Raw genomic sequence first — 24,600 nt, 5'->3', positions numbered from 1 at the left:
TTTCCCCCCGGGCGCGGGCGGGGCGTTGTCAGTGGCGTGCGTTACGTTCAAGGGGTGAACGCTGACGCCTCCTCCGCCGACGCCGGCGCCGAAGCCCGCCCCGAGGGCAGCGGCACCGGACGCCTCGTCCTGCTCACCACCAGCCACCGCGTCGCCCCCGGCCTGCTGTCCTGGAACGCCTGGCAGACGCTGCGCGCCGCCGACGCGGTGCTGTGCGCCGACGCGGAACACCCGCAGCTGCCCTACCTCCGCGAGGCCGGCATCACCGTCGACGCCGCCATACCGACCGCCCGCGAGCTGGTCGACCACTGCGTCGCAGCGGACCGTACGGTCGTCGTCCTCACCTCGGCCGACGGCGAGAGCGCGCTGACCGACGGACTGGCCAGACTGGCGGGGTCGGGCCGCGAGACCATGCCCGACCTGGAGCTGCTGCCCGGCTCCTACGACCTTCCCGGCGCCCGGCTGCTGGATCTCGTCCAGGTCATGGACCGGATCCGCGTCGCCTGCCCCTGGAGCGGCATCCGCACCCACGAAGACCTCGCCAAGTACGGCTTGGAGGAGGCGTACGAACTCGTCGAGGCCATCGAGGAGGGCGACCGCGAGGCACTGCGCGAGGAGCTGGGCGACGTCCTGCTCCAGGTCGTCTTCCACGCCAGGATCGCCCAGGACGACCCCGACGCACCGTTCTCCGTCGACGACGTCGCGGGCACGATCGTCGACAAGCTCATCCACCGCCACCCGCACGTCTTCGGTGCCGAGAGCGCCGAGACCCCCGAGGAGGTCAAGGCCCACTGGCTGCGGGCGAAGGCCGAGGAGAAGCAGCGGGATTCGGTGACCGAAGGCGTCCCGGTGGCCCAGCCGGGGCTGGCGCTCGCGGCGAAGCTCGCCTCCCGGGTGCGGACGGCGGGGCTCGACGTCACACCGCCCGACGGCCAGGGCGTCGGCTACGCCCTGCTGGCGCTGGCCATCAGGGCCGAGGCGGACGGGGTGGACCCGGAGGCGGCGCTGCGGGCCGCGGCCCGCGCCTACCGCGACGCCGTACTGGCGGCCGAGGGCGGCGCGGGAGCGGGGCGGGACACCGTCACGGAGTGACCGAGGAGGTGGCTGTGGGGGAGGCCGTGGAGGAGGCCGTGGGCGTGCCCGCCACGGCCCCGGTCCGCGTCCCGTCGCCGCCGCGGCGCCTGCCGCTCAGCCGCTCCGCGCACCACACCACGACCAGCGCCGCCGACAGCGCGGCGCCCACCGCGCACACCCCGGGCCAGCCGGCCGCGCTCCAGACCGCGGAGGTGAGCGCGGAGCCGGCCGCGCCGCCGACGAAGTAGGCGGTCATATAGGCCGAGTTGAGGCGGTTGCGGGCCTCGGGGCTGACCGCGTAGACGAGGTTCTGGTTGCTGATGTGCACCGCCTGCACCGCCAGGTCCAGCACGATCACCCCGGCCAGCAGGGCCACCAGCGCCCAGGCACCGCCCGCACCGCCGGCCGCCAGCAGTCCCCAGGACCCCAGCAGCAGCACCGCACCCGCGCCGGTCACCCGGTGCACCAGGCCGCGGTCCGCGAGCCGTCCGGCCGCCGAAGCGGACAGCGAACCGGCCGCGCCCACCAGCCCCAGCAGCCCGATCGCCGACTCCGACCAGCCGTAGGAAGGCCCGGACATCAAGAAGGCCAGCGCCGTCCACAGCACGCTGAACGTCCCGAACGCCAGCGCGCCGAGCGCCGCCCGCCACCGCAGCACCGGCTGCTGCCCGAACAGCGCCAGCGTCGAGCGCAGCAGCGCCGGATAGCGCAGCCCCGCCGTGGTGTGCAGGACCGGCAGCCGCAGCCGCAGCAGCACCGCCATCAGCAGCATCAGTACGGCGTTCACCCAGTACACGGTGCGCCAGCCGCCGAGTTCGGCCAGCAGCCCCGCAGCCGTGCGGGCCAGCAGGATGCCGAGCAGCAGCCCGGTCATGACCGTGCCGACCGTCCGGCCGCGCTCCTCGGGAGCCGAGAGGGTCGCCGCGTACGGCACCACCACCTGCGCGGCGACCGACGCCAGGCCGGTCAGCGCGGTGCCGGTGAGCAGCAGCGCGGCGTTCGGCGCGCTCGCCGTGACAGTCAGGAACAGCGCCGTCGCCACGCACAGCGTCACCGCGAGACGGCGCCGCTCCAGCAGATCACCGAGCGGCACGAGCAGCAGCAGCCCGAGGCCGTAGCCGATCTGGGCGACGGTCACCACCAGCGCGGCGGCGGACGCGGACAGCCCCAGATCCTGCCCGATGACGTCGAGCAGCGGCTGGGCGAAGTAGTTCCCGGCGACGGACAGGCCGGTGGCCACCGACATCAGCAGCAGCGTGCCGCGGCCCAGCCGCTGCGGCCCGGCCGCCGTTGGCACCGCCTGCGCGGCACTCGCCGCCTCGGGCGCCGTACGCGGCGCCTCCCCCTCGGACTCCATGTCCCCTCCTGCCAGTTGGTTCTCTTCCGCGCCCGCCTCCCCCCGGCGGCGGACGGTCCCAGCCTGCGGGCTGCGCATCGATGAGTCCAACACATTGTCGTCATCGCATCCATCGCTGATCACGATGGATCGTTATCCTCCGCGGATGGAGTTGCAGCAGATGCGGTACGTCGTCGCGGTCGCCGAGACCGGCGGGTTCACCCGGGCCGCCGAGCGCTGCCACGTGGTGCAGTCGGCGCTCAGCCACCAGATCGCCAGGCTGGAGAAGGAACTGGGCGCCCAGCTCTTCCAGCGCACCAGCCGCAGCGTGCGGCTGACCGCGGCGGGCGAGGCGTTCGTACCGGTCGCCCGGCAGGCCCTGGCGTCGGCCGAGCGGGCCCGCGCCGAGGTGGAGGCGGTCGCGGGCGAGGTGCGCGGGCAGCTCGCGGTCGGGGCGATCTCGACCGTGTCGGCCGTCGATCTCGCCCAGGAGCTGGGCGCGTTCCGCACCCGCTATCCCCAGGTGCGGGTCGGCCTCCGGATGGAGATGAGCGACGAGCTGATCGAGAAGGTGCGGCAGGGCGCGCTGGACGTCGCCTTCGTCGGCCTGGTGCCGGGCGCTCGGGTCACCGGGGTAAGGGAGAAGGAACTGGCGCGCGGTGAGCTGGTCGCGGTGGTGCCGCCGGGCCATCCGCTGGCCGGGCAGGAGCGGACCGGTCTGGCCCGGCTGGCCCGGGAGACCTTCGTCGACTTCACGGCGGGCTCGGCCGCCCGCAGGCAGCGCGACGACGCCTTCCGTGCCGCGGGGCTGAACGCCGACGTGGCCTTCGAGGTGACCACCGTCGAACTCCTGGCGAAGCTGGTGCGCGCAGGGCTCGGGGTCGGCATGGTGCCCGAGGGCATCGCGGGGGAGCTGACCGGGCTGCACGTCGTCCGCGTCCGCCCGGCGCCGCGGCGCATCGAGCGGGTGGTGTGGCAGGCGCTCGGCCCGTCGCCCGCAGCCGCCGCGTTCCTGGCGGGCCTCGGGGTGGACCCGGGCTGAGCACGGCAGGGGCGGCCGGGGCGCGGGTGCCCGGCGAGGCGCGGTCGCCGCAGCGGTTACCGTCGAAAGGTGCACGACAAGCCCGACACCACCCCTGACATCACCCCCGGCGCCGCCCCCGCGGGCCAGCCCGCGCGCTGCCCCGCAGCCTCCGCGCCGCCGCCCGCCCCCGAGCTGTTCACCTGGGAGTTCGCCGCCGACCCTTACCCGGCGTACGCCTGGCTGCGGGAGCACGCGCCGGTGCGCAGGACCGCGCTGCCCAGCGGCGTCGAGGCATGGCTGGTGACGCGGTACGCCGACGCCAGGCAGGCGCTCGCCGACGGCCGGCTCTCCAAGAACCCGGTGCACCACAGCGAGGCCGCGCACGGCAAGGGCAAGGTCGGCATCCCCGGCGAGCGCAGCGCCAACCTGATGACCCACCTCCTCAACATCGACCCGCCCGACCACACCCGGCTGCGCCGCCTGGTCTCCAAGGCGTTCACCCCGCGCCGGGTCGCAGCCTTCGCCCCCCGCGTCCAGGAGCTGACCGACGCGCTCATCGACTCCTTCGCGGCCCGCGGCGAGGCCGACCTCATCCACGAGTTCGCCTTCCCGCTGCCCATCTACGCGATCTGCGACCTGCTGGGCGTACCGCGCGAGGACCAGGACGACTTCCGCGACTGGGCCGGGATGATGCTGCGGCACACCAAGGCGGGCCAGGCGGGCGGGCCGCGCGGCGGCGTGGCCAAGGCGGTGAAGAAGATACGCGGCTATCTCGCCGAGCTGATCCACCGCAAGCGCGCCGAACTGCCCCGCGAGGCGGCCCCCGGCGAGGACCTCATCTCCGGCCTGATCCGCGCGTCCGACCACGGCGAGCACCTCACCGAGAACGAGGTGGCCGCGATGGCGTTCATCCTCCTCTTCGCCGGCTTCGAGACCACCGTCAACCTCATCGGCAACGGCACCTACGCCCTGCTGCGCCACCCGGAACAGCGCGCCCTGCTCCAGAAGGCCCTGGCGTCGGGCGACGACGCCCTGCTCGCCACCGGCATCGAGGAACTGCTGCGCTACGACGGCCCGGTGGAGCTGGCGACCTGGCGGTTCGCCACCGAGGAACTGACCATCGGCGGGGCACGGATAGCCGAGGGCGACCCCGTACTCGTCGTGCTGGCCGCGGCCGACCGCGACCCCGAGCGGTTCGACGCGCCCGACACCCTCGACCTGGCCAGGCGCGACAACCCGCACCTGGGGTACGGGCACGGCATCCACTACTGCCTGGGCGCCCCGCTCGCCAGGCTCGAAGGCCAGGCCGCCCTCGCGACGCTGCTGACCCGGCTGCCCGACATCCGGCTCGCGGCCGAACCCGACGAGCTGCGCTGGCGCGGCGGGCTCATCATGCGCGGACTGCGGTCCCTCCCGGTGGAGTTCACCCCGGCACCGTGACGAGGGGCACGGAACCGGCCCGGCGGCAGGCCGGTTGACGCCCACGCGGGCCGGTCTGCTACCGGCTCGGCGACGTGCCTGATGAGGGCCGTGACAACCGATTTCTTGACGGTGCGTCAGCTACGTGACCTCTGCGTGATCTCCGCTACACCGGCTTGTGACGACCCGTGAGCCCGGCTACCTTTCGACCGAACCTGTGCTCGACCGCCCCGGCGGGACGGCCGCGCCGAAGCCTCGGCCGGCCGGCATCCGCCGGTGCGACAACTCAACGCCGCTCGAAAGGCAACCGCATGCGCTCCGGGAACGGCCGCCATCGTCGACCCCGTCAGGCACCGGCCCTCTTTGTCACGGCGGGAGTGGCCGGCGCCGGCATCGCCATGCCACTGCTCGGCGCGGGCTCCGCACACGCCGCCGACACCGCCACCTGGGACCGCGTCGCCCAGTGCGAGAGCGGCGGGGTGTGGAGCGGCGCGTCAGGCGACGGCTACGGCGGTCTCCGGCTCACCGCGGACCTGTGGCAGGAGTACGGCGGCCTGGCGTACGCGCCGCGCCCCGACATGGCCAGCCGCGCCCAGCAGATAGCCGTGGCCGAGAAGATCCTGGACGACCGCGGCCCCGGCGCCTGGCCGAGCTGCGCCGCCGACGCCGGCCTCTCCCGGGGAGGCCGCGCACCGGACGTCGATCCGGGCAGCACCGACGCGCCGGCCCCCGCCCCCACGGACCACGACGACCAGGGCACCGGCGGCACGGACGACGCGACCGATCCGGCCGACACCCCCGGTTCGCACGCTTCGCCCTCCCCGTCCGACCCGTCACACCCGTCGGACACCGCGGACCCATCGGATGCTCCGGACCCGTCCGGCACTTCGGGCTCGCACGACCCCGCCCCCGACCCGTCCGACGCCACACCGGAGCCCGGCGCGCCGGACCCCGGCCACGCCGAGGGCGACGGCAGCGGCCACGACGGCGAGGGCAAGGGCAAGGACGGGAGCGGCGAGCACGGGACGCCCGGCACGGGCGGATCCGATGCGTCCGACGGCTCCGGTGACTCCGCGACGCCTGGCAGCGGCAGCCCCGACCCGACGCCGCCCGGCAAGCACCGCGGCGGCGAGGGTGCGGACGACGGCGGCAGGTCCTCGGGGCGGCACGCCTCGCGGGGCGGCGGGGAGCGTCCGCAGCCGGCTCGTGGCGACTACACCGTGCGCCCCGGTGACAGCCTGTCAGCCATCGCCGAGGCCCGGGAGCTGCCCGGCGGCTGGCCCGCGCTGTACGAGCGCAACCGTGAGGTCGTGGGCTCCGACGCGGACCTCATCCACCCCGGACAGCGTCTCGATCTGGGGCGCTGAGCGGGTAGTTAGTCGGCTTTCGTCCCTTTTGGCGAAAGTGAGACATGGCTCTCGTTGACGCCCGCGGTGTCCGACCCGTCCGCTGAATCCATACCGCGCCCTACCTGCGGAAATATGAGCGCTCTGCGGGCATTGGCGGCCAACTGGGTGCAGAAAACGGGGTTTGAACCGCACAGGGGTTCATGTCTACGGTCAGGACCGCTCGCCAAAGCGGGCCCTTCGCTCACACGCCGAATCCTGCCGGTGGGTGAAGGCAGTCGACGCGCAAGCGCCGAAGGCAGGAGCGGGGGAACCAAGGTAAGCGCCGGCCCCGCCCGTGAAAGCGGGTCAGCCGGCTTGGGGTGAAGACGTGTGTGAAGCGCACACGGCCGGGCAGCTCACAGCCCGAACCCGACAGCTCACCTCGTAGGCGTCGGTGAGGAAAACGAACCATGCTGATCAACAAGGGCAAGCACCGTCGTCCGTCCAAGGCCGTCCGCGTCGCCACCCTCGCCGGTGTCGCCGGTGCCGCTGTGGCCGTCCCGCTGATGGGCGCCTCCTCCGCCTCCGCCGCCTCGGTCGCCACCTGGGACGCCGTCGCCCAGTGCGAGTCCGGCGGCAACTGGTCGATCAACACCGGCAACAACTACTACGGCGGCCTGCAGTTCTCGCAGTCCAGCTGGGCCGCCGCCGGCGGTACCCAGTACGCGCCCCGCGCCGACCTGGCCACCAAGAGCCAGCAGATCGCCGCCGCCGAGAAGCTGCTCGCCATCCAGGGCCCGGGTGCCTGGTCCTGCGCCGGCGCCGGCAACCTGACCTCCGGTGGCCCCGCCGCCAACGTCGACACCTCCTCGGGCTCCGGCACGACCAAGGCCGCCCCGCAGCGGAAGGCCGAGACCCCGGCCCCGCAGCACAAGAGCACCCCGGCCCCGGCCCCGCAGCAGCAGAAGTCCCAGCCGGCGCCGAAGTCCAACCCGCACGGCAACTACACCGTCAAGTCCGGCGACACCCTCGCCAAGATCGCCAAGGCGCACGGCACCAACTGGAAGTCCGTCTACGCGAACAACAAGTCCGTCATCGGCGGCAACCCCAACCTGATCTTCCCGGGCCAGAAGCTCAGCATCTGAGCCCACCCTGGCAGGGTCTTGAGGGCTCCGTGCCCGGTGCCTCCTCCCGGATGACCGCAGCAGTTCGCGCGTACGGCGGTCCGCGCGAACCGCTCACCCGGGAGGCGGCGGGGGCCGAAGAGCCGGAGGGCGCCCGGGAGTTCGCTCATATCTCCCGAGCTGAACTAAATGCACGTAATGCGCATTGAGATCCCTTCGCTCTCATTCACCCCGCTCTGCCCGTTTTCTTCCCGCGAGATGCCCCGTCCGGCGCGTTCGTCCCCGCATCGCGCCGCGGCGGGGTCTCTCCGTTCCGTACCCTGGTGCCGGACACAGCGACGTGACCGCCCCTTACAGCTGCTCTCCCGCCCGGCGGACGAAGCTGCCCGAACTCCCGCGAACTGGGCCTTTGGGTCATTCTTCCTCCCGTCGAGGGGGCTGAGGGCGAGCGGAACGGCAACAGGCCGTTAGGCTCGTGCTGCAGAACTCCAGACACCCATGAAGGAGACAACGTGCCGTCCATCGACGTCGTCGTAGCCCGCGAAATTCTCGACTCGCGAGGTAATCCCACGGTCGAGGTCGAGGTCGGCCTCGACGACGGCAGCACCGGCCGTGCCGCGGTTCCGTCCGGCGCCTCGACCGGCGCCTTCGAGGCCATCGAGCTCCGCGACGGCGACCCCAGCCGTTACCAGGGCAAGGGCGTCGAGAAGGCCGTCCTCGCCGTCATCGAGCAGATCGGCCCGGAGCTGGTCGGCTACGACGCGACCGAGCAGCGGCTGATCGACCAGGCCATGTTCGACCTGGACGCCACCGACAACAAGGGCTCCCTCGGCGCCAACGCCATCCTGGGCGTCTCCCTCGCCGTCGCGCACGCCGCGTCCGAGGCCAGCGACCTGCCGCTGTTCCGCTACCTCGGTGGCCCGAACGCGCACGTCCTGCCCGTCCCGATGATGAACATCCTCAACGGTGGGTCGCACGCCGACTCCAACGTCGACATCCAGGAGTTCATGATCGCCCCGATCGGCGCGGAGTCCTTCTCCGAGGCGCTGCGCTGGGGCGCCGAGGTCTACCACACCCTCAAGAAGGTCCTGAAGGAGCGCAACCTCTCCACCGGTCTCGGTGACGAGGGCGGCTTCGCCCCGAACCTCGGCTCCAACCGCGAGGCGCTCGACCTGATCCTGGAGGCCATCCAGCAGGCCGGTTACGTCCCCGGCCAGGACATCGCGCTGGCGCTCGACGTCGCCGCCTCCGAGTTCTACAAGGACGGCAAGTACGCCTTCGAGGGCTCGGACCGCTCGGCCGCCGAGATGACCGAGTACTACGAGGGCCTCGTCGCCGACTACCCGCTCGTGTCCATCGAGGACCCGCTGTTCGAGGACGACTGGGCCGGCTGGCACGTCATCACCGAGAAGCTCGGCGCCAAGGTCCAGCTCGTCGGTGACGACCTGTTCGTCACCAACCCCGAGCGCCTGGCCCGCGGCATCGAGGAGAACTCCGCCAACGCGCTGCTGGTGAAGGTCAACCAGATCGGCTCGCTGACCGAGACCCTGGACGCCGTCGAGCTGGCCCAGCGCAACGGCTTCAAGTGCATGATGTCGCACCGCTCCGGCGAGACCGAGGACGTCACCATCGCCGACCTCGCCGTCGCCACCAACTGCGGCCAGATCAAGACCGGCGCCCCGGCCCGCTCCGAGCGCGTCGCCAAGTACAACCAGCTGCTGCGCATCGAGGAGATCCTCGACGACGCCGCCGTCTACGCCGGCCGCTCCGCCTTCCCCCGGTTCCGCCCCGCGAACTGACACAGGCACAGCGCCCTGCGAACCGATCACCGCGGCGCCCCGCGAACTGACCGGAACGGCAGGGCCGATCGGCCCGAGCGTGGCGTCCCGCCTCGCAGCGTCCCCGGCAGCGGTCCCGTACCGTTGCCGGGGACGGCTTTGTCTCCGAACGGCCAGGACCGGCGCGGAGCGTGGCCGTGGAGCGTACGTTCGTACCTCCGCGAAGACGGCAATCCAGGGGAGGCGACGTGCCCGCTGACCGGTTCTCGACCGCGACCCGGCTCAAGGCGCTCGGTGAACAGGCGGCGGCCCGCGTCTACCGCGCCCGGCGGCCCCGCCGCAACCGGCTGACCGGCCGCGCCGCCCTGCTGGCCCTGGTGATGTGCTCCCTCGTCGTGGCGCTCGCGTACCCGATAAGGCAGTACGTGTCGCAGCGTTCGGACATCGCCGACCAGCGTCGCAAGGCCCAGGAAGCGGGCCGGACGCTGGACCGGCTGCGCGACGAGAAGGCGCGCTGGCAGGACCCCGCGTACGTCGAGCAGCAGGCCAGGCTGCATCTGCACTTCGTCAGGCCGGGGGAGACCGGCTACCTCGTCCAGGACGGCACCGGCGCCGGTACGGGCGCCGCGCGCAAGGGCGCGGGGGCGGCCGAGCGGCCCTGGTACAAGAATCTCTGGGACGGCGTCGACTCGGCCGACAAGAGGTGACCGACCGGACCGTCCCGCCCGCCCCGACCCGACCTGTCCCCGCCGCAGGCGGCGTACGTGCCGCACCGGCCGCCGCCCGCCCGCGGACCCCGATCCCACCGAAAGCGCACATGGACACCGCCCCGCCCCAGACCGAGCCCACCGAACCCACCGCCGCGGACATCGCCGCCTTCAAGGAGCAGCTGGGCCGCCCGCCGCGCGGCCTGCGGGCCATCGCGCACCGCTGCCCCTGCGGACAGCCGGACGTCGTCGAGACCGCCCCGCGCCTGGAGGACGGCACGCCCTTCCCCACGCTCTACTACCTCACCTGCCCGCGCGCGGCCTCCGCGATCGGCACGCTGGAGGCCAACGGCGTGATGAAGGAGATGACCGAGCGGCTGGCGACCGACCCCGAACTGGCCGCCGCCTACCGCGCCGCGCACGAGGACTACATCCGGCGCAGGGACGCCATCGAGGTGCTCCAGGGCTTCCCCAGCGCCGGTGGGATGCCGGACCGGGTCAAGTGCCTGCACGTCCTGGTCGGCCACTCGCTGGCGGCCGGTCCCGGCGTCAACCCGCTCGGCGACGAGGCCATCGCGATGCTGCCGGAGTGGTGGCGCAAGGGCCCGTGCGTCTCGCCGTGCCAGGACACCCCGGATGCGGCGCGGGACGCCGGAGCCCCCGAAGGAGACGCGGAATGAAGCGGGTAGCCGCCATCGACTGCGGTACGAACTCCATCCGCCTGCTGGTCGCCGACGCCGATCCGGCGACGGGCGAGCTCAAGGAGCTGGACCGCCGGATGCAGATCGTCCGGCTGGGCCAGGGCGTGGACCGCACCGGGCGGCTGGCGCCCGAGGCGCTGGAGCGGACCTTCGCCGCCTGCCGGGACTACGCGGCGGTGATCAAGGAGCTGGGTGCCGAGCAGGTCAGGTTCGTGGCGACCTCGGCCTCCCGGGACGCCGAGAACCGCGAGGACTTCGTCCGCGGCGTGCTGGACATCCTGGGCGTCGAGCCCGAGGTGATCACCGGCGACCAGGAGGCGGAGTTCTCCTTCACCGGCGCCACCAAGGAGCTGACCGGCCGCACCGATCTCGCGCAGCCGTACCTGGTCGTGGACATCGGCGGCGGCTCCACCGAGTTCGTGCTCGGCTCGGACTCCGTGCGGGCCGCGCGGTCGGTCGACATCGGCTGCGTCCGGATGACGGAGCGGCACCTGCTGCGGGACGGCGAGGTCAGCGACCCGCCGAGCGCCGAGCAGATCGCCGCGATACGCGCGGACGTCGACGCGGCGCTCGACCACGCCGAGGAGGCCGTACCGCTGGCCGAAGCGGCGACCCTGGTGGGCCTGGCGGGCTCGGTGACCACCGTCGCCGCCCTCGCCCTGGACCTGGACCACTACGACTCGCAGGCCATCCACCACGCGCGCATCCCGCTGGCCGGGGTCCAGGAGATCACCGCCCGACTGCTCGCCTCCACCCACGCGGAGCGCGCGGCGAGCCCGGTCATGCACCCCGGCCGCGTCGACGTGATCGCCGCCGGCGCCCTCGTCCTGCTCGCCATCATGGAACGGACCGGCGCCACGGAGGTCGTCGTCAGCGAACACGACATCCTGGACGGGATCGCCTGGAGCCTCGCCTGACGAGGTCGGGGAGTCGCCCCCCGGCCCGTCCGTTTCCGAGCGCGCTGGGCCCCGTCCGAGCGCCGGGAAGCGGGGTTTGAGGGTTCCTGGGGGGCTCGTGGTGCGGGGGCGGCGGGAAAGTTCGTGAAACTCTTCACATGAAAAAAGTGCCCGATGGCTGAACAAAGCGGTCCGAGGGCCCTCATTCGAAGGTCCTAGGTCCTCTGGAACCGGTGAAAGTCCGGGTTCCGGAGGGCCTTCTCCGTGCTTACGGGGTGTGTGGTTCAGCCGCCCGTGCGTTCACAATCCCTGATCAACAGGGGTATCCAACGCCTTGACCGGCCCAGTGGTTCCCGTGATGCGCTATGGCGTCCGTCACGGGGGTGGCGGAGTGTAGCAGATACCCCCCGAGTGCTTGTGAAGGGGCTCACGAGCGACCCCCCGAGCAGGGGTGGATACTCGATTGCATGAGCACCACGGAGCGTCCCAGGATCCTCGTTGTAGGCGGTGGGTACGTAGGCCTGTACGCGGCACGCCGCATCCTCAAGAAGATGCGGTACGGCGAGGCGACCGTCACGGTCGTCGACCCGCGCTCGTACATGACGTACCAGCCCTTCCTCCCTGAAGCTGCGGCCGGCAGCATCTCTCCCCGCCACGTCGTGGTTCCGCTACGACGCGTGCTGCCCAAGGCAGAGGTGCTCACCGGTCGGGTGACCACCATCGATCAGGACCGCAAGGTCGCCACGATCGCCCCGCTGGTGGGCGAGGCGTACGAGCTGCCTTTCGACTACCTGGTCATCGCGATGGGCGCGGTCTCCCGTACCTTCCCGATCCCCGGCCTGGCCGAGAACGGCATCGGCATGAAGGGCGTGGAAGAGGCCATCGGCCTGCGCAACCACGTTCTGGAGCAGCTGGACAAGGCTGACTCCACGACCGACGAAGACGTCCGCCGCAAGGCGCTGACCTTCGTGTTCGTCGGCGGCGGCTTCGCGGGTGCGGAGACCGTCGGCGAGGTCGAGGACATGGCGCGCGACGCCGCCAAGTACTACAACAACGTCAAGCGCGAAGACATGCGCTTCCTGCTGGTCGACGTCGCCGACAAGATCCTCCCCGAGGTGGGCCCGAAGCTCGGCGCCTACGGCAAGGAGCACCTTGAGGGCCGCGGCGTCGAGGTCTACCTCAAGACCGGCATGGACTCCTGCGTGGACGGCCATGTCGTCCTGAACAACGGGCTCGAGGTCGACTCCAACACCATCGTGTGGACCGCGGGTGTCAAGCCGAACCCGGCGCTGTCCCGCTTCGGTCTGCCGCTGGGCCCGCGCGGCCACGTGGACACCGGCACCACCCTCCAGGTGCAGGGCACCGACTACATCTGGGCTGCCGGCGACAACGCCCAGGTCCCGGACATGGTCGGCCGCAAGGCGGGCAACGAGAACGCCTGGTGCCCGCCGAACGCCCAGCACGCGCTGCGCCAGGCCAAGGTGCTCGGCGACAACGTCGTGTCCGGCATGCGCGGCTTCCCGCAGAAGGACTACAGCCACGCCAACAAGGGCGCGGTCGCCGGTCTCGGTCTGCACAAGGGCGTCGCGATGATCGTCCTGGGCAAGACCAAGATCAAGCTCAAGGGCCGGCTCGCCTGGTACATGCACCGCGCGTACCACGGCATGGCCATGCCGACGTTCAACCGCAAGATCCGGGTCTTCGCCGACTGGACCCTCGCGATGTTCCTCAAGCGTGAGGTCGTGTCGCTCAGCGCCATGCAGAACCCCCGCGAGGAGTTCTACGAGGCGGCGAAGCCCGCGCCGAAGCCCGCGGCCGACAAGCCGAAGGCCAACGCTTCCTGACACCTCGGTCGGGGTCATCCGACCAGCCCGAAGGGCGTCCGCCATCCGTGGGGCGGGCGCCCTTCGGCGTGTGCGCCGTAGCGTGCGCCGTGCCTTTTGCTGTTCCCTTACGCGGGAACGGGACTATTTCGGCGCCCAATTGGCGTTTACGTGGTGGGTGAAACTTGTTTGCCCCACGTCAACACGGAGGTGTGCGACATGGCCGACGCCGCTGGACGGCTCACCAAGCTCGCCGAGGAGGTGCTGGGAGCACCCCTCCCGGTCCGTATCCGCGCCTGGGACCGCAGCGAGTCCGGCCCTCCGGGCGCACCCGTACTCGTCTTCCGTAACCGAAGAGCGCTGCGCCGCCTGCTGTTCAAGCCGGGCGAGCTGGGTCTGGCCCGTGCCTGGGTGGCCGGTGACATCGAGGTGGAAGGCGACCTCTACGAAGCCCTCGACCTGCTGGCCGGGCTGATCTGGGAGCGCGGCACCGCGGCTCCCGCCCCGCAGCGCGCGCCGCTGCTGCGCGCCCTGGCCCGCCCCGAGATCCGGGCCGCCGCCAAGGAGTTGGTCACCCTGGCGGGCGCCCCGATCCCGCCGGCGCCGCCCGCCGAGGAGGCCAGGAACCGCCGCGGCCCGCTGCACACCCTGCTGCGCGACAAGGAAGCCATCAGCCACCACTACGACGTCGGCAACGACTTCTACGAGCTGGTGCTCGGCCCGTCGATGGTCTACTCCTGCGCGTACTGGGACGGCCCCGACGGTTCCCTGGAGGACGCCCAGCGCGACAAGCTCGACCTGATCTGCCGCAAGCTCGGCCTCAAGGAAGGCCAGCGGCTGCTGGACGTGGGCTGCGGCTGGGGCTCGATGGTGCTGCACGCCGCCCGCGAGTACGGCGTGCGGGCGGTCGGCATCACCCTCTCCGAGGAGCAGGCCGCCTACGGGCGCAAGCGCATCGCGGAGGCCGGGCTCGCGGACCGTGTCGAGATCCGGGTGCAGGACTACCGCGAGATCCACGACGAGCCGTTCGACGCGATCTCCTCGATCGGGATGGCCGAGCACGTCGGCCGGGCGCTCTACGCCGAGTACGCGAGCGCCCTGTACGCCCTGCTGAAGCCGGGCGGCCGGCTGCTCAACCACCAGATCGCCCGGCGGCCCCTGGAGGACGAAGACGCGTACCACGTCGACGAGTTCATCGACCGGTACGTCTTCCCCGACGGTGAGCTGGCCCCCGTCGGCCGGACCACCGGCGCCCTGGAGGACGCCGGATTCGAGGTGCGGGACGTCGAGGTGCTGCGCGAGCACTACGCGCTGACGCTGCGCCGCTGGGTCGCCAACCTGGAGAAGCACTGGAGCGCGGCGGTGAAGCTGACGTCTCCGGGGCGGGCCCGGGTGTGGCGGCTCTACATGGCCGCGTCCGCGCTGTCCTTCGAGCGCAACCGGATAGGGATCAACCAGGTGCTCGCGGTGCGTACGCCGGAATCGGGCGCATCGGGACTGCCGCTGCGGGTGCGGGAGTGGCGGGGCTGAGGCCGCCGCCCCACCGCCGTACGGATGAGGGCCCCCGCACCACAGCTCGTGGTGCGGGGGCCCTCATCCGTAACGGGCGGCGGCTACTCCGCCTTGATCGCCGCCAGCATGTTCAGCCGGGCCGCGCGGCGGGCGGGCCAGAGCGCGGCCAGCACGCCGACCAGTGCGGCCAGGGCCAGGAAGAGGCCCATCCGGCCCCAGGGCAGCACCAGTTCGTAGGTGCCGAGCGACCCGGAGATCAGCTCGCCTGCCGCCCAGCCGAAGAACACGCCGAGGCCGATGCCGAGCACCCCGCCGAACAGCGAGATGACCAGCGACTCCAGGCGCACCATCCGCTTGATGCCGGAGCGGTCCAGGCCGATGGCGCGCAGCATGCCGATCTCCTGGGAGCGCTCGAAGACCGACATCGCCAGGGTGTTGACGACGCCGAGCACCGCGACGATCACCGCCATGGCCAGCAGGCCGTAGAGCATGTTCAGCATCAGGTTGATGGTCTGCGCGATGCCGTCGGACACGTCCTTCTTGTCCTGGACGGAGATGGCGGGGTTGTCGCCCAGCGCCTTGACCAGCGAGTCCTTGGTGGAGTCGGAGACGCCGGCCTGGGTCTTGACCATCACCTGCATGTCGGACGCGTGCTTCTGGTGCGGGGCCAGGACGCCGTTGTCCAGGATGATGCCCTTGATCATCTCGTTGCCTTCGTAGACACCCGAGACGGTCAGCGCGCCCTTCTTGCCGTCCTCGAACGTCACCGGGACGTGCGAGCCGACCCGCCAGCCCTTCTCCTTCGCCGTGTCCGCGTCCACCACGGCCGCGTCGCCGCGCAGCCCGGACAGGCCGCCGCTGGTGAAGTCGAGGCGGGTGAGCTTGCCGAAGTCCTTGCCGTTGACGCCGGTCAGGTACTCGGTGGCGGAGCCGATGCGGGCGGGGGAGTTGCGCAGCGGGCTGGAGGCGGTGACCTCGTCGAGGGTGCCGATCTTCTTCGCGACGTCCGGCGAGAGCGGCGTCTTCCCGGCCATCGAGACGATGTAGTCGGCCTTCAGCGCGTCGGTGGCCATCTTGTCGATGCCCTTCTGCACGCTGCCGGCGATCACCGTCAGGCCGGTGATCAGGGTCAGCCCGACCATCAGCGCGGAGGCGGTGGCGGCCGTACGGCGCGGGTTGCGCACCGCGTTCTGCCGCGCGAGCTTGCCGGAGATGCCGAACATCCGCAGGACCGGCGAGGCCAGCGCGATCAGCGGCCGGGACAGCAGCGGCGTCAGGATGAAGACGCCGATCAGCAGGAGCACCGCGCCCAGGCCCATCAGGGCCTTGCCGTCGTCCATGCCCGTGGCGACCAGGACGGCCGCGGTGCCCGCGCCGGCGAAGAGCGCGCCGATGGTGTTGCGGACCACCAGCGACTTGGTGGTGGCGGCGGCGTGCACGCTGTTCATCGCGGCGACCGGCGGGATCTTCGCGGCCCTGCGGCCCGGCAGCCAGGCCGCGAGCACGGTCACCACGATGCCGACGGCCAGCGCGGTCAGGACGGTCGAGGGGGAGACCACCAGCGGGCCGTCGGGCACCGTGGCGCCGGTGCCGTTCATCAGCGCGCGCAGCGCGGCGCCGATGCCGATGCCGGCGGCGAGTCCGACGACGGCGGCGACGGCGCCGACCACGCACGCCTCGATCAGCACCGAGCGGGTCACCTGGCGGCGGCTGGCGCCGACCGCACGCAGCAGCGCCAGTTCCTTGGTGCGCTGGGCGACCAGCATGGTGAAGGTGTTGGCGATGATGAAGACGCCGACGAAGAGGGCGATGCCGGCGAAGGCCAGCAGGCCGGTCTTCATGCCTTCCATGCCCTTTGCGATCTGCTCGGCCTGGTCGTCGGCGAGCTGCTTGCCGGTGGTGGCCTCGGCGGCGTTGTGCGGCAGGATCGCGTCGACCGCGGTCTTCAGCGCGTGCTGCGAGGTGCCGGGGGCGGCCTTGACGTCGATCTCGTCGAACGTGCCCGGGGTGCCGAGCAGTCGCTGCGCGGTGGCGGTGTCGAACAGCGCGAGGCTGCCGCCCGCGGACACCGCGCCGTCGTCGGTGGTGAAGACGCCGGTCAGCTTCTCCTCGCGGACGGGTCCGTCGACGGAGATCCGTACGGTGTCGCCGACGCGGTAGCCGGCCAGGTCCGCGGTCCTGGCGTCCAGCGCGATCTCGCCGGCCCGCTGGGGGGCGGCGCCGTCGCGCAGCGGATAGCGGGCGTCCTTGCCGTCCGTGCCGGGGTAGTAGTTGCCGCCGAGGGTCGAGAAGCCGTTGCCGATCAGCTTGCCGTGCTTGTCGGCGACGGCGGTGAAGCCGGAGACGCTGCCGGTGGCCGATGCGGCGCCCGGCACCTTCCCGGCCTTGTCGAGCAGCTTGTTGCTGAGCCCGGGTGCGGCGCCGGGGTTGCCGGCCGCGCTGTCCGAGCGGTGCGGCTGGATGGCGACGTCGACGGAGTCGTAGCCCTTCTGGGCGCTGGACTGGAGGGCGTCGGAGATGGTCGAGGTGAAGACCAGGGTGCCGGAGACGAAGGCCACGCCGAGCATCACGGCGAGGGTGGTCATCAGCAGCCTGGCCTTGTGCGCGAGCACGTTGCGCAAGGCGGTACGGAACATGGGTGTGTCAGTCCTGAAGAAGAGGTCCGAAGTACGGGCGGCGGCTGCTGCGGGTCAGCTGGTACGCCCCTTGGCGTCGAAACCCTTCATGCGCTCCAGCACCATGTCGGCGGTCGGGTCGGGCATGTCGTCGACGATCCGGCCGTCGGCGAGGAAGACCACGCGGTCCGCGTAGGAGGCGGCGACCGGGTCGTGGGTGACCATGACGACGGTCTGGCCCAGCTCGCGGACGGAGTTGCGCAGGAAGCCGAGCACCTCGGCGCCGGAGCGCGAGTCGAGGTTGCCGGTGGGCTCGTCGGCGAAGATGATCTCCGGCTGCGAGGCGAGGGCGCGGGCGACCGCGACGCGCTGCTGCTGGCCGCCGGAGAGCTGGCTGGGGCGGTGCTTGAGGCGGCCCGCCAGGCCGACGGTCTCGACGACGCGGTCCAGCCAGGCGCGGTCCGGCTTGCGGCCCGCGATGTCCATCGGCAGCGTGATGTTCTCCAGCGCCGTCAGGGTCGGCAGCAGGTTGAACGCCTGGAAGATGAAGCCGATCTTGTCGCGGCGCAGCTGGGTGAGCTTCTTGTCCTTCAGGCCGGTCAGCTCGACGTCGCCGATCCGGGCCGAGCCGCCCGATATCGCGTCCAGGCCCGCCATGCAGTGCATCAGCGTCGACTTGCCGGAGCCGGAGGGGCCCATGATCGCGGTGAACTGGGCCTGGCGGAAGTCAACGGAGACCGCGTCCAGGGCGACCACCTGGGTCTCACCCTGCCCGTAGACCTTGGTGAGATCTGTGGCGCGGGCGGCCACCGCGGTGGCGCGGGTGGCGGTGGAGACGCCGGAGTGGGTGGTGGTCACGGGGAAGTGCTCCTGTCGGGCGGCGGCGGTACGGACGGTCCGCCGGGCGTACCGGCGGGCCCTTCCATCGTCGGCCCGCGGAACCGGCGAGAACGTCAACCCGTGTGACCGTCCTGGGGCAGCCCTGGGGCGTAGCCGTCCCGTCGGCCGTCATCCCTGGGGAGGAGAAGGACCCCGAGGACGGCCGCCGTACAACGCGCCCTGTACGCGCCTGGAGGCGGCGCCCCCGGAGGCTGTCGGACCGGCATCGACTTTCCGTCAATTCGGGCATGGAATGCGTTTCGGATGGTTGCGCCGAAGGGGGCCACCAGGCATGTGACAACGGCCTGTACCCGTCGCTGATGCTCCCTCAGTTGCCAATAAAATAAGACAACCTCGGGGTCGCTGGCCGAAGTGCGTGGTGCCCTGCGGGCTACGCTCGTGCTGCCCTCTTTGAGGTGTCGTGGGGGAGCCCAGGCCCGGATGGTGGAATGCAGACACGGCGAGCTTAAACCTCGCTGGCCTTCGGGCCGTGCCGGTTCAAGTCCGGCTCCGGGCACTGCCCAGTACATACCGCCTGACCTGCACAAACAGCTGGATGCCTGCCCTGCTCCCGTAACCCGTGGGAGCACCGTGGGAGCACCGGGCCCCTTTTCTTCCGCCGGGCGGGCGCGTATCCAAGAGGAATCCGGGCCGGAAATGTCACCGGGTACCGGGGCAAGTGGCGGGATGACGGTATCCGGGAAGCCCATCGGCAGTGCGGAACCTTTGAATCCGGGCATCCCGCCGGGATCTACCGGGAAGCCGTCAACGCCGTTCGGCCGGTACCGGGCACCAGGATGGGTGAAGGGCCCCGGGTGTTCGGGAACGACTTCTTCACCGGCCCGTTCCCGGCTCAAGGTTTGCTGACCACTTCCTGACAGCTTTCTGACCCCTGGTCCATACTCTCCGCGCATGACCACACCCCTCGACCGCGCAGGCGGTCCGCAGCGCCCGGCAGGTAAGCATCTACGACGTACGGCCGCCCTGGCCGTGGCGGTCTTCGCCCTGGGGACGGCACTGCCGGCACCCGCGTCGGCCGCACCTTCGGGCCCGCGGTCCGCGACCGCACCCGCCGAAGTGGCCGTCCACGACCAGGCGGTCGGCGAAGCCGACCAGAAGGCCGTACTCGACTACTGGACGCCGCAGCGGATCGCGGCGCTGAACGGGAAGCCGTCGGACAACCCGCCCAGGAGCGGGCCCGACGGCGCGCCGTGGACCGGCGGGAGTGCCCTGACCCGGACGGTCGGCCGGCTCTTCTTCACCGATCACGGCGAGGACAGCAGCTGCACCGCCACCGTCGTCGACAGCGCCAACGGCAGCACCGTGGTGACGGCGGGGCACTGCGTGAACAACGGCAACCTCCTCGGCGAGGACAACCAGTGGTCGACGCACATGATGTTCGTCCCCGGGTACCACGACGGTGCGGCGCCCTACGGGAAGTTCGTCGGCCGCCTCGGGGTCGCGGCTGCCACCTGGCTGCAGAACGACGCGCAGCACTCCGAGAAGTTCGACGGGTACGACCAGGCTTTCGTGGTGCTGAACCGGGACGCGCGGGGCGGGCGGCTCCAGGACGTGGTCGGTGCCGCACAGAAGATCGGGTTCGACGAGCCGGGTGACGGTCCTGTGCACCAGTTCGGATATCCGCGCGCGGCCTCGGACCCGGCGCGCGAAGGGCTCCCGGAGTACACCGGAGCGCGGCTCGCGTACTGCACCGGCCAGGCCAGGGAGTACCCGGGCACCCCGGACTGGCCGGAGCCGAAGGGCCAGTGGGGCACCGCGTGTGTGATGGGCGGCGGTTCCAGCGGAGGCCCGCGGATAGCCGGCCTCGACCCGAAGTCGGGTCTTGGCACGGTGGTCGGCGACAACACCACGAGCGGCTTCTTCGACAGCGCGGGCCACGTCTGCGCCGACGACACCCCGGGCTGCGTCCGGCACCTCGTCGGCCCGCAGTTCACCTCGGACGTCACCGGGCCGCTCTACGCACGCGCCCAGCGGACGAGCTGATCGGGGCACCGGCCGGGCGGCTTCGTCAGCTCGGGCGGGTTCTCCTCCGGGGGCGCCGCGGCAAGGGCCTGCCGTGGCGCCCCCGGAGCATGCTGAACGTTCCGTAGTGGTGCGGGAGTTGGGACGGGCCCGCCACCCGCACCACCGTCGGACGGACCCTAGGCGGCGGGCAGGCCCGTCGACTGGGCGGTGTGGCAGGTGGCGCAGAGGAGCTGCCGGGCCGGGGCGGGGCCGTGGGCGACGCCCATGCCGTTCAGGCGGTGGACCACCGGGCGGGTCATGTGGAGGTGGTCGGGGCAGAGGCCGGAGCCGCAGCAGTGGCACATGGCGACCGCGGAGGTCTCGGCTTTTTCGGAGGCATGACAGTCGTAGCAGTTCACAGAAGTTCTCCTTCCGGTGCGGGCGGGGTGGCTTACGGGCGGGCGCGGGGCCGCGGTACGGGAGCGTGGCCGGTGTCCTGATGGGCCGGCCGGTCCCGGTGGCCCGCCGCCGCTCGCGTGGCGTCCGCGGAGGTGGTCCGTAGCGGTGGCGGGGCCTGTGCTCCGCGGACGACGGCGCCGGTCGCCCTCCGCACCAGGGAGCCGAGTTCCGTGCCGGGGGTGTTCCCGACCCGGCGGCACGCGGCGATGAACCGTGCCGCCAGCTCCTGGTCATGGCGCCAGACCACGGCGATGTCCGTCCGGAGCCCCGGCGGCGCCAGCGGACGGATGCGCAGATCCGCGCTGAGGCTCAGCCACTCGGCGATGCCGCGGTCCATGTACGACATGCCGGCGCCGGATCCCACGGCGGCGGCGAGGTTGATGTAGTCGGGCTCCTCCCATGCGACCTGGGGGGAGCGTTCCCGCCGGATGGCGTCCAGGACCATGTCGTAGAGCCCGGGGGCCTGCGGCCTGGGCCACATGAGGAGGGGGAGGTCCTGGCCAGGTTTCCCCTCCGCCGCGCGGCTAGCTGCCTCCGGCCCCGGGAGCACCTTGACGATCTCCGAGTCGCCCACCACGGAAAGCCGCAGGTCGTCCGCCTCGACGGGCGGCCTGACGAAGGCGAAGTCGACCTGGCCCGCGCGCACCAGGCCGATGTTCCGTTCCGACCAGCCGGATTCGACGGAGACCGGAGCGGTGTTGCGTGCGCGGAACTCCGCGACCATCTCCCGCTGGAGCAGGGCGTGTCCCGAGAGGCTGAAGGCGACCCGTATCGGGCGCCGGTGCCCCGCGGCTGCGTCCTTGATCCGGGCCCGGATCGCGTAGGTGCGTTGCAGGAGCAGCGGCGCTTCCTCCTGGAGCGCCTCGCCCGGAGGGGTCAGGGACATCCGGCGGCTGCCGCGGCTCAGCAGCTTGGCGCCCAACTCCTCCTCCAGCACCTTCATTTGATGGGACAGGGTGGGCTGGCTCACCTGGCAGCGCTGGGCCGCCCTCCCCAAGTGAAGTTCATCGGCCACGACGACGAAGTACTCCAACCGGCGCAGTAAACCGGAGAAGTTCGGTGCGGATCCCCCGTCATCTTGCATGTGTATGGCCTCCCGCCTCGACAGCTCGGAGCGGTCGTCCCCATGCCCTGTCGTGCATGACGCCCCCGGGGGCGTGGACCGCTAACAAGGTATCCACATTACGAAAAAACCTTTCCGCAGATGGTCAGGAGTCTAGCTGTATTAGACAGAGTCCAGTCAAGGACTCAGTCCAGTCAACTCCTTAACCATCAGGGGGAGTTGGAGGGGATGGCTCCACTTTCCTGACGGTTCCCACCCCGGCTCCGATACCGGACCCGGGTCCGGTGCCGATACCCATACCTTGAGCGCCCCGTGTCGCACTCGCCGCCGCATGTCGGCCAACTTGATGCCCCCGGCATACCGCCGCGTGATGTGACACACGTCATATTTTGCGCGGCGAAAAGGGCGTCCGACCTGCCCTCTTGGCGATCGTCTATGGAGCTATAGAGCGGATTTATTGGACTGTTCGAGACACCCCGTGGAACTGTCGCTGTCGCAAGCATGGGCCGAGTGCCGCCGGGCATTCCGCCGCAAAGTCATCGGACGGGGGACTTCAATGACGGGCGTATCGAGCGGATAGCTCGCCGCCGCGTGCACGGTGTACCGGCTTCCGCATGGGTAATTTCTGCGGCCAGGTGAACCACCACAGCAGGCAGTGCTTCCTTTCATTCCAGAGTCTGATCCGTCCTTCCAGACTGTCGTCCCAAGGGTAATTCCCCGAGCGCAGGAGGTAAGATGATCGGAGAGTTGATCAGTAAGGACGATCGATTCCAGGGGATCCTGGAGCGTCTGAATCGCAAGTCGGTCGAGGACTACTACAACCCTTACCGGATGTTCGACTGGCCGGACTCCCTGCCGGAGAACCGGTGGTGGATGAGTCCTCAGCTCACCACCACGTACGGGACCGACGTTGCCGCCGAATTGGACCAGGAACAGCTCCACCGCCTGTCCAAGTGCGAGAGCATCAATTTCTACAGCCTCAATGTGGACGGAATCCGTGAGCTCATTGTCGAGGTGACCCGGCGCATCCACACCCGGGGCTTCGAAATTCCGTCGGAGTTCTTCCACCACTTCATCGGTGAAGAGAACGAGCACATGTGGTTCTTCGCCGAGTTCTGCCTGCGCTACGGTAAGAAGATCTACCGGCAGATGGAGCCGGCAGGGGACGGGGACGCCTGGCCGGAAGCCGCCAGCTTCCTGGTGTTCGTGCGCATTCTCCTCTTCGAGGAGCTGGTCGACCACTTCAACAGCACGATGGCGACCGACGAGAAATTGCACGACACGATCCGCGCGGTCAACCGGATTCACCACCAGGACGAGTCCCGGCACATCGCCTTCGGCCGTGAACTGGTCTCCCTGCTCTTCGACGACCTGAAGTCGAAGGCGTCGGAAGAACAGCTTCGCGAGATCCAGGAATACATCAAGCGCTACCTGAACTACAGCTTCCAGTCGCTGTTCAACCCGCAGGTCTACAAGGACGCCGGAATTCCCGAGCCGTTCGCCGTACGACGGCGTCTGCTGGCCTCGCCGCGCAGTGCGAAGTTCCAGCAGGAGGTGTTCCGCAAGCCCTTGAACTTCCTCACCAAGACCGGGATTCTGCAGGACCGGGACCTGACGGTCGCGGATCGGGGTGCCGCGTGACCGCGCCGATCTCGACGGCTCAGGGCGACGCGCTCACCATCCTCGACCCGGACCAGAGCGACCTGCTGCGCGAGCTGGACCGCACCATCACCCGCTGGGCCGCCGAGGCCGGCGCGCGGGAAATCATTCCGCCGCCCGTCTACCCGCTCCGCGACCTGGAGAAGTTCGACGTCTACGAGAACTTCCCGCACCTGCAATTCGTCGGCGGTCCGCTGGACGTGACAGGTACCCCGCCGAAGCCGGTGGACGGCACCTTCGCACCCGGCGATGCCGACCCCCCGTTCCTCGGGCTGCCGCACTCCACCTGTTACGGCGCCTATCTCTACGCTGAGAACCGGGCGGTGGCGCCCGACACCACCCTCACTCTCATCAACCGCTGCTTCCGCAACGAGGAAAAGTACGAAGGGCTGCGGCGGCTGCTCAGCTTTCAGATGAGAGAAATCGTGGCGATCGGATCGCTGGAGCACACCCAGGAGATCAACGCCCGCTTCACCGACCGGATCGAAAGGTTCGCGAAGGACCTCGGCATCGGCCTGGTCAAGGAGGTGGCCACCGACCCGTTCTTCGAACGCGACAGTGGCCGCGCGCTCCTCCAGCGGCTCAGTCCGGTCAAACACGAATTCCAGGCCGACGGGCTGGCCATCGCCTCCGTCAACACCCACCGCAATTTCTTCGGCGAACGGTGCCACATCACCGTGGAAGGGACCGGCGAGCACGCCTACACGGGCTGCGTCGCCTTCGGTCTCGAACGGTGGCTCGCGGTCCTGAGCGACCTGTTCGACGGAGATCTCAAGCGCGCCCGCGCCGCGGTCGACGCCGCCTCGTGATCCGGGTCGGTGTGGACCTCGTCCCTGTCGCCCGGGTGCAGGCCATGGCCGACGCGGGCGAGCGCAGCCCCCTGTTCCTGATGCTCACCTCGGAGGAAGTGGCGCTGAGCCGCTTCACCACCGGGTGGGACCTGCACGGCGTCGCCGGCCGCATCGCGGCCAAGGAAGCGGTGTTCAAGCTCTTCCACGTCGCCGACCACACACTTCCCTGGCAGTCCATCGAAGTTCTGCGGACCACAGGGAAATGGCCCACCGTCCGGCTCGGCAAGCCGGCGAGCACCTGGGCCGCAGCAGCCGGCATCGAAGCCATCGACGTCAGCATTTCCCACGAAGACCAGTTCGCCGTCGCCGTCGCCGCAGGCGCGACGGGATATCCCACGGATAAGGAGACGTTCCATGCCGAGCACCACCTCGTCCAACGTTGATGCA

Annotated in this window: 20 protein-coding genes, 1 tRNA gene and 1 riboswitch; of the genes, 16 read left to right on the top strand and 5 right to left on the bottom strand. The window is 70.8% G+C overall.

Features of this window, described 5'->3' with window-relative positions; all coding sequences use genetic code 11:
- Window positions 1–54 precede the first annotated feature (54 nt).
- Window positions 55–1,092 (top strand): nucleoside triphosphate pyrophosphohydrolase, encoded by a 1,038-nt coding sequence (locus tag ACIBK8_RS10205; protein ID WP_399041275.1) that lies wholly within the window; start codon window positions 55–57, stop codon window positions 1,090–1,092.
- On the opposite strand, the gene ACIBK8_RS10200 is transcribed toward ACIBK8_RS10205, so the two are convergent.
- Window positions 1,082–2,320 (bottom strand): MFS transporter, encoded by a 1,239-nt coding sequence (locus ACIBK8_RS10200; RefSeq protein ID WP_399041644.1) that lies wholly within the window; start codon window positions 2,318–2,320, stop codon window positions 1,082–1,084. The two genes, ACIBK8_RS10205 and ACIBK8_RS10200, sit on opposite strands and share 11 nt — an antisense overlap.
- A gap of 256 nt (window positions 2,321–2,576) precedes the next feature.
- Here ACIBK8_RS10200 and ACIBK8_RS10195 point away from each other — a divergent pair, with 256 nt between their 5' ends.
- The 10 genes from ACIBK8_RS10195 (at window position 2,577) to ACIBK8_RS10150 (ending at window position 14,740) form a co-directional block, all read left to right on the top strand.
- Entirely contained in the window at window positions 2,577–3,452 is an 876-nt protein-coding gene (locus ACIBK8_RS10195) for a LysR family transcriptional regulator (RefSeq protein ID WP_399041274.1), read from the top strand.
- A 99-nt stretch (window positions 3,453–3,551) separates the two neighbouring features.
- Window positions 3,552–4,874 carry a cytochrome P450 gene (locus ACIBK8_RS10190; RefSeq protein ID WP_399041642.1) on the top strand — a complete coding sequence of 441 codons (1,323 nt, stop codon included), beginning with the start codon at window positions 3,552–3,554 and terminating at the stop codon, window positions 4,872–4,874.
- A gap of 290 nt (window positions 4,875–5,164) precedes the next feature.
- Window positions 5,165–6,220: a transglycosylase family protein gene (locus ACIBK8_RS10185; RefSeq protein ID WP_399041273.1), complete on the top strand. Its 1,056-nt coding sequence runs from the start codon at window positions 5,165–5,167 to the stop codon at window positions 6,218–6,220.
- A gap of 218 nt (window positions 6,221–6,438) precedes the next feature.
- A riboswitch (cyclic di-AMP (ydaO/yuaA leader) is annotated at window positions 6,439–6,647 on the top strand.
- A gap of 4 nt (window positions 6,648–6,651) precedes the next feature.
- Complete coding sequence (locus ACIBK8_RS10180) at window positions 6,652–7,326, top strand: transglycosylase family protein (RefSeq protein ID WP_399041272.1); 675 nt, start codon at window positions 6,652–6,654, stop codon at window positions 7,324–7,326.
- A 491-nt stretch (window positions 7,327–7,817) separates the two neighbouring features.
- The gene (eno, locus tag ACIBK8_RS10175; RefSeq protein WP_399041271.1) at window positions 7,818–9,104 is read left to right on the top strand and encodes a phosphopyruvate hydratase; all 1,287 of its coding nucleotides are present in this window, start codon (window positions 7,818–7,820) and stop codon (window positions 9,102–9,104) included.
- Window positions 9,105–9,331: 227 nt separating this feature from the next.
- Window positions 9,332–9,790: a septum formation initiator family protein gene (locus ACIBK8_RS10170; protein WP_399041270.1), complete on the top strand. Its 459-nt coding sequence runs from the start codon at window positions 9,332–9,334 to the stop codon at window positions 9,788–9,790.
- A gap of 110 nt (window positions 9,791–9,900) precedes the next feature.
- Window positions 9,901–10,470: a DUF501 domain-containing protein gene (locus tag ACIBK8_RS10165; RefSeq protein WP_393683127.1), complete on the top strand. Its 570-nt coding sequence runs from the start codon at window positions 9,901–9,903 to the stop codon at window positions 10,468–10,470.
- Window positions 10,467–11,408, top strand: coding sequence for an exopolyphosphatase (locus ACIBK8_RS10160; protein ID WP_399041269.1), 942 nt, complete (start codon window positions 10,467–10,469; stop codon window positions 11,406–11,408). The genes ACIBK8_RS10165 and ACIBK8_RS10160 overlap by 4 nt, the downstream gene beginning before the upstream one ends.
- A 446-nt stretch (window positions 11,409–11,854) precedes the next feature.
- Entirely contained in the window at window positions 11,855–13,231 is a 1,377-nt protein-coding gene (locus tag ACIBK8_RS10155; RefSeq protein ID WP_399041268.1) for an NAD(P)/FAD-dependent oxidoreductase, read from the top strand.
- A 198-nt stretch (window positions 13,232–13,429) separates the two neighbouring features.
- Complete coding sequence (locus ACIBK8_RS10150; protein WP_399041267.1) at window positions 13,430–14,740, top strand: class I SAM-dependent methyltransferase; 1,311 nt, start codon at window positions 13,430–13,432, stop codon at window positions 14,738–14,740.
- Window positions 14,741–14,823: 83 nt separating this feature from the next.
- On the opposite strand, the gene ACIBK8_RS10145 is transcribed toward ACIBK8_RS10150, so the two are convergent.
- Both ACIBK8_RS10145 and ACIBK8_RS10140 read right to left on the bottom strand, forming a co-directional pair.
- Complete coding sequence (locus ACIBK8_RS10145; protein ID WP_399041265.1) at window positions 14,824–17,358, bottom strand: ABC transporter permease; 2,535 nt, start codon at window positions 17,356–17,358, stop codon at window positions 14,824–14,826.
- A gap of 54 nt (window positions 17,359–17,412) precedes the next feature.
- On the bottom strand, window positions 17,413–18,195 hold the full coding sequence (locus tag ACIBK8_RS10140; protein ID WP_393683116.1) for an ABC transporter ATP-binding protein: 783 nt from the start codon (window positions 18,193–18,195) through the stop codon (window positions 17,413–17,415).
- Between the two features lie 456 nt (window positions 18,196–18,651).
- Between ACIBK8_RS10140 and ACIBK8_RS10135 the strand changes: the two genes are divergently transcribed.
- Window positions 18,652–18,733 (top strand) — tRNA-Leu (locus tag ACIBK8_RS10135).
- Window positions 18,734–19,128: 395 nt separating this feature from the next.
- Window positions 19,129–20,220: a trypsin-like serine peptidase gene (locus ACIBK8_RS10130; protein WP_399041264.1), complete on the top strand. Its 1,092-nt coding sequence runs from the start codon at window positions 19,129–19,131 to the stop codon at window positions 20,218–20,220.
- 158 nt (window positions 20,221–20,378) lie between these two features.
- Here the strand turns inward: ACIBK8_RS10130 and ACIBK8_RS10125 are convergent, their stop codons facing one another.
- Both ACIBK8_RS10125 and ACIBK8_RS10120 read right to left on the bottom strand, forming a co-directional pair.
- Window positions 20,379–20,600, bottom strand: a complete 222-nt coding sequence (locus ACIBK8_RS10125; RefSeq protein WP_393683113.1) for a DUF2180 family protein — start codon at window positions 20,598–20,600, stop codon at window positions 20,379–20,381.
- A gap of 32 nt (window positions 20,601–20,632) precedes the next feature.
- Window positions 20,633–21,724, bottom strand: a complete 1,092-nt coding sequence (locus ACIBK8_RS10120) for a LysR family transcriptional regulator (RefSeq protein ID WP_399041263.1) — start codon at window positions 21,722–21,724, stop codon at window positions 20,633–20,635.
- Window positions 21,725–22,438: 714 nt separating this feature from the next.
- Between ACIBK8_RS10120 and ACIBK8_RS10115 the strand changes: the two genes are divergently transcribed.
- From ACIBK8_RS10115 to ACIBK8_RS10105, 3 genes are read left to right on the top strand one after another with little or no spacing between them, the layout of a single operon-like run.
- Complete coding sequence (locus tag ACIBK8_RS10115) at window positions 22,439–23,344, top strand: diiron oxygenase (RefSeq protein ID WP_393683109.1); 906 nt, start codon at window positions 22,439–22,441, stop codon at window positions 23,342–23,344.
- Window positions 23,341–24,171, top strand: a complete 831-nt coding sequence (locus tag ACIBK8_RS10110; RefSeq protein WP_399041262.1) for a hypothetical protein — start codon at window positions 23,341–23,343, stop codon at window positions 24,169–24,171. Before ACIBK8_RS10115 ends, ACIBK8_RS10110 begins: the two co-directional genes overlap by 4 nt.
- A gap of 11 nt (window positions 24,172–24,182) precedes the next feature.
- Entirely contained in the window at window positions 24,183–24,596 is a 414-nt protein-coding gene (locus tag ACIBK8_RS10105; protein ID WP_399041261.1) for a holo-ACP synthase, read from the top strand.
- Window positions 24,597–24,600: the final 4 nt, after the last annotated feature.

The sequence above is a fragment of the Streptomyces sp. NPDC050161 genome (assembly GCF_044460025.1).
Lineage (GTDB): Bacteria > Actinomycetota > Actinomycetes > Streptomycetales > Streptomycetaceae > Streptomyces.
This window is presented reverse-complemented; position numbering and strand designations above follow the sequence as displayed.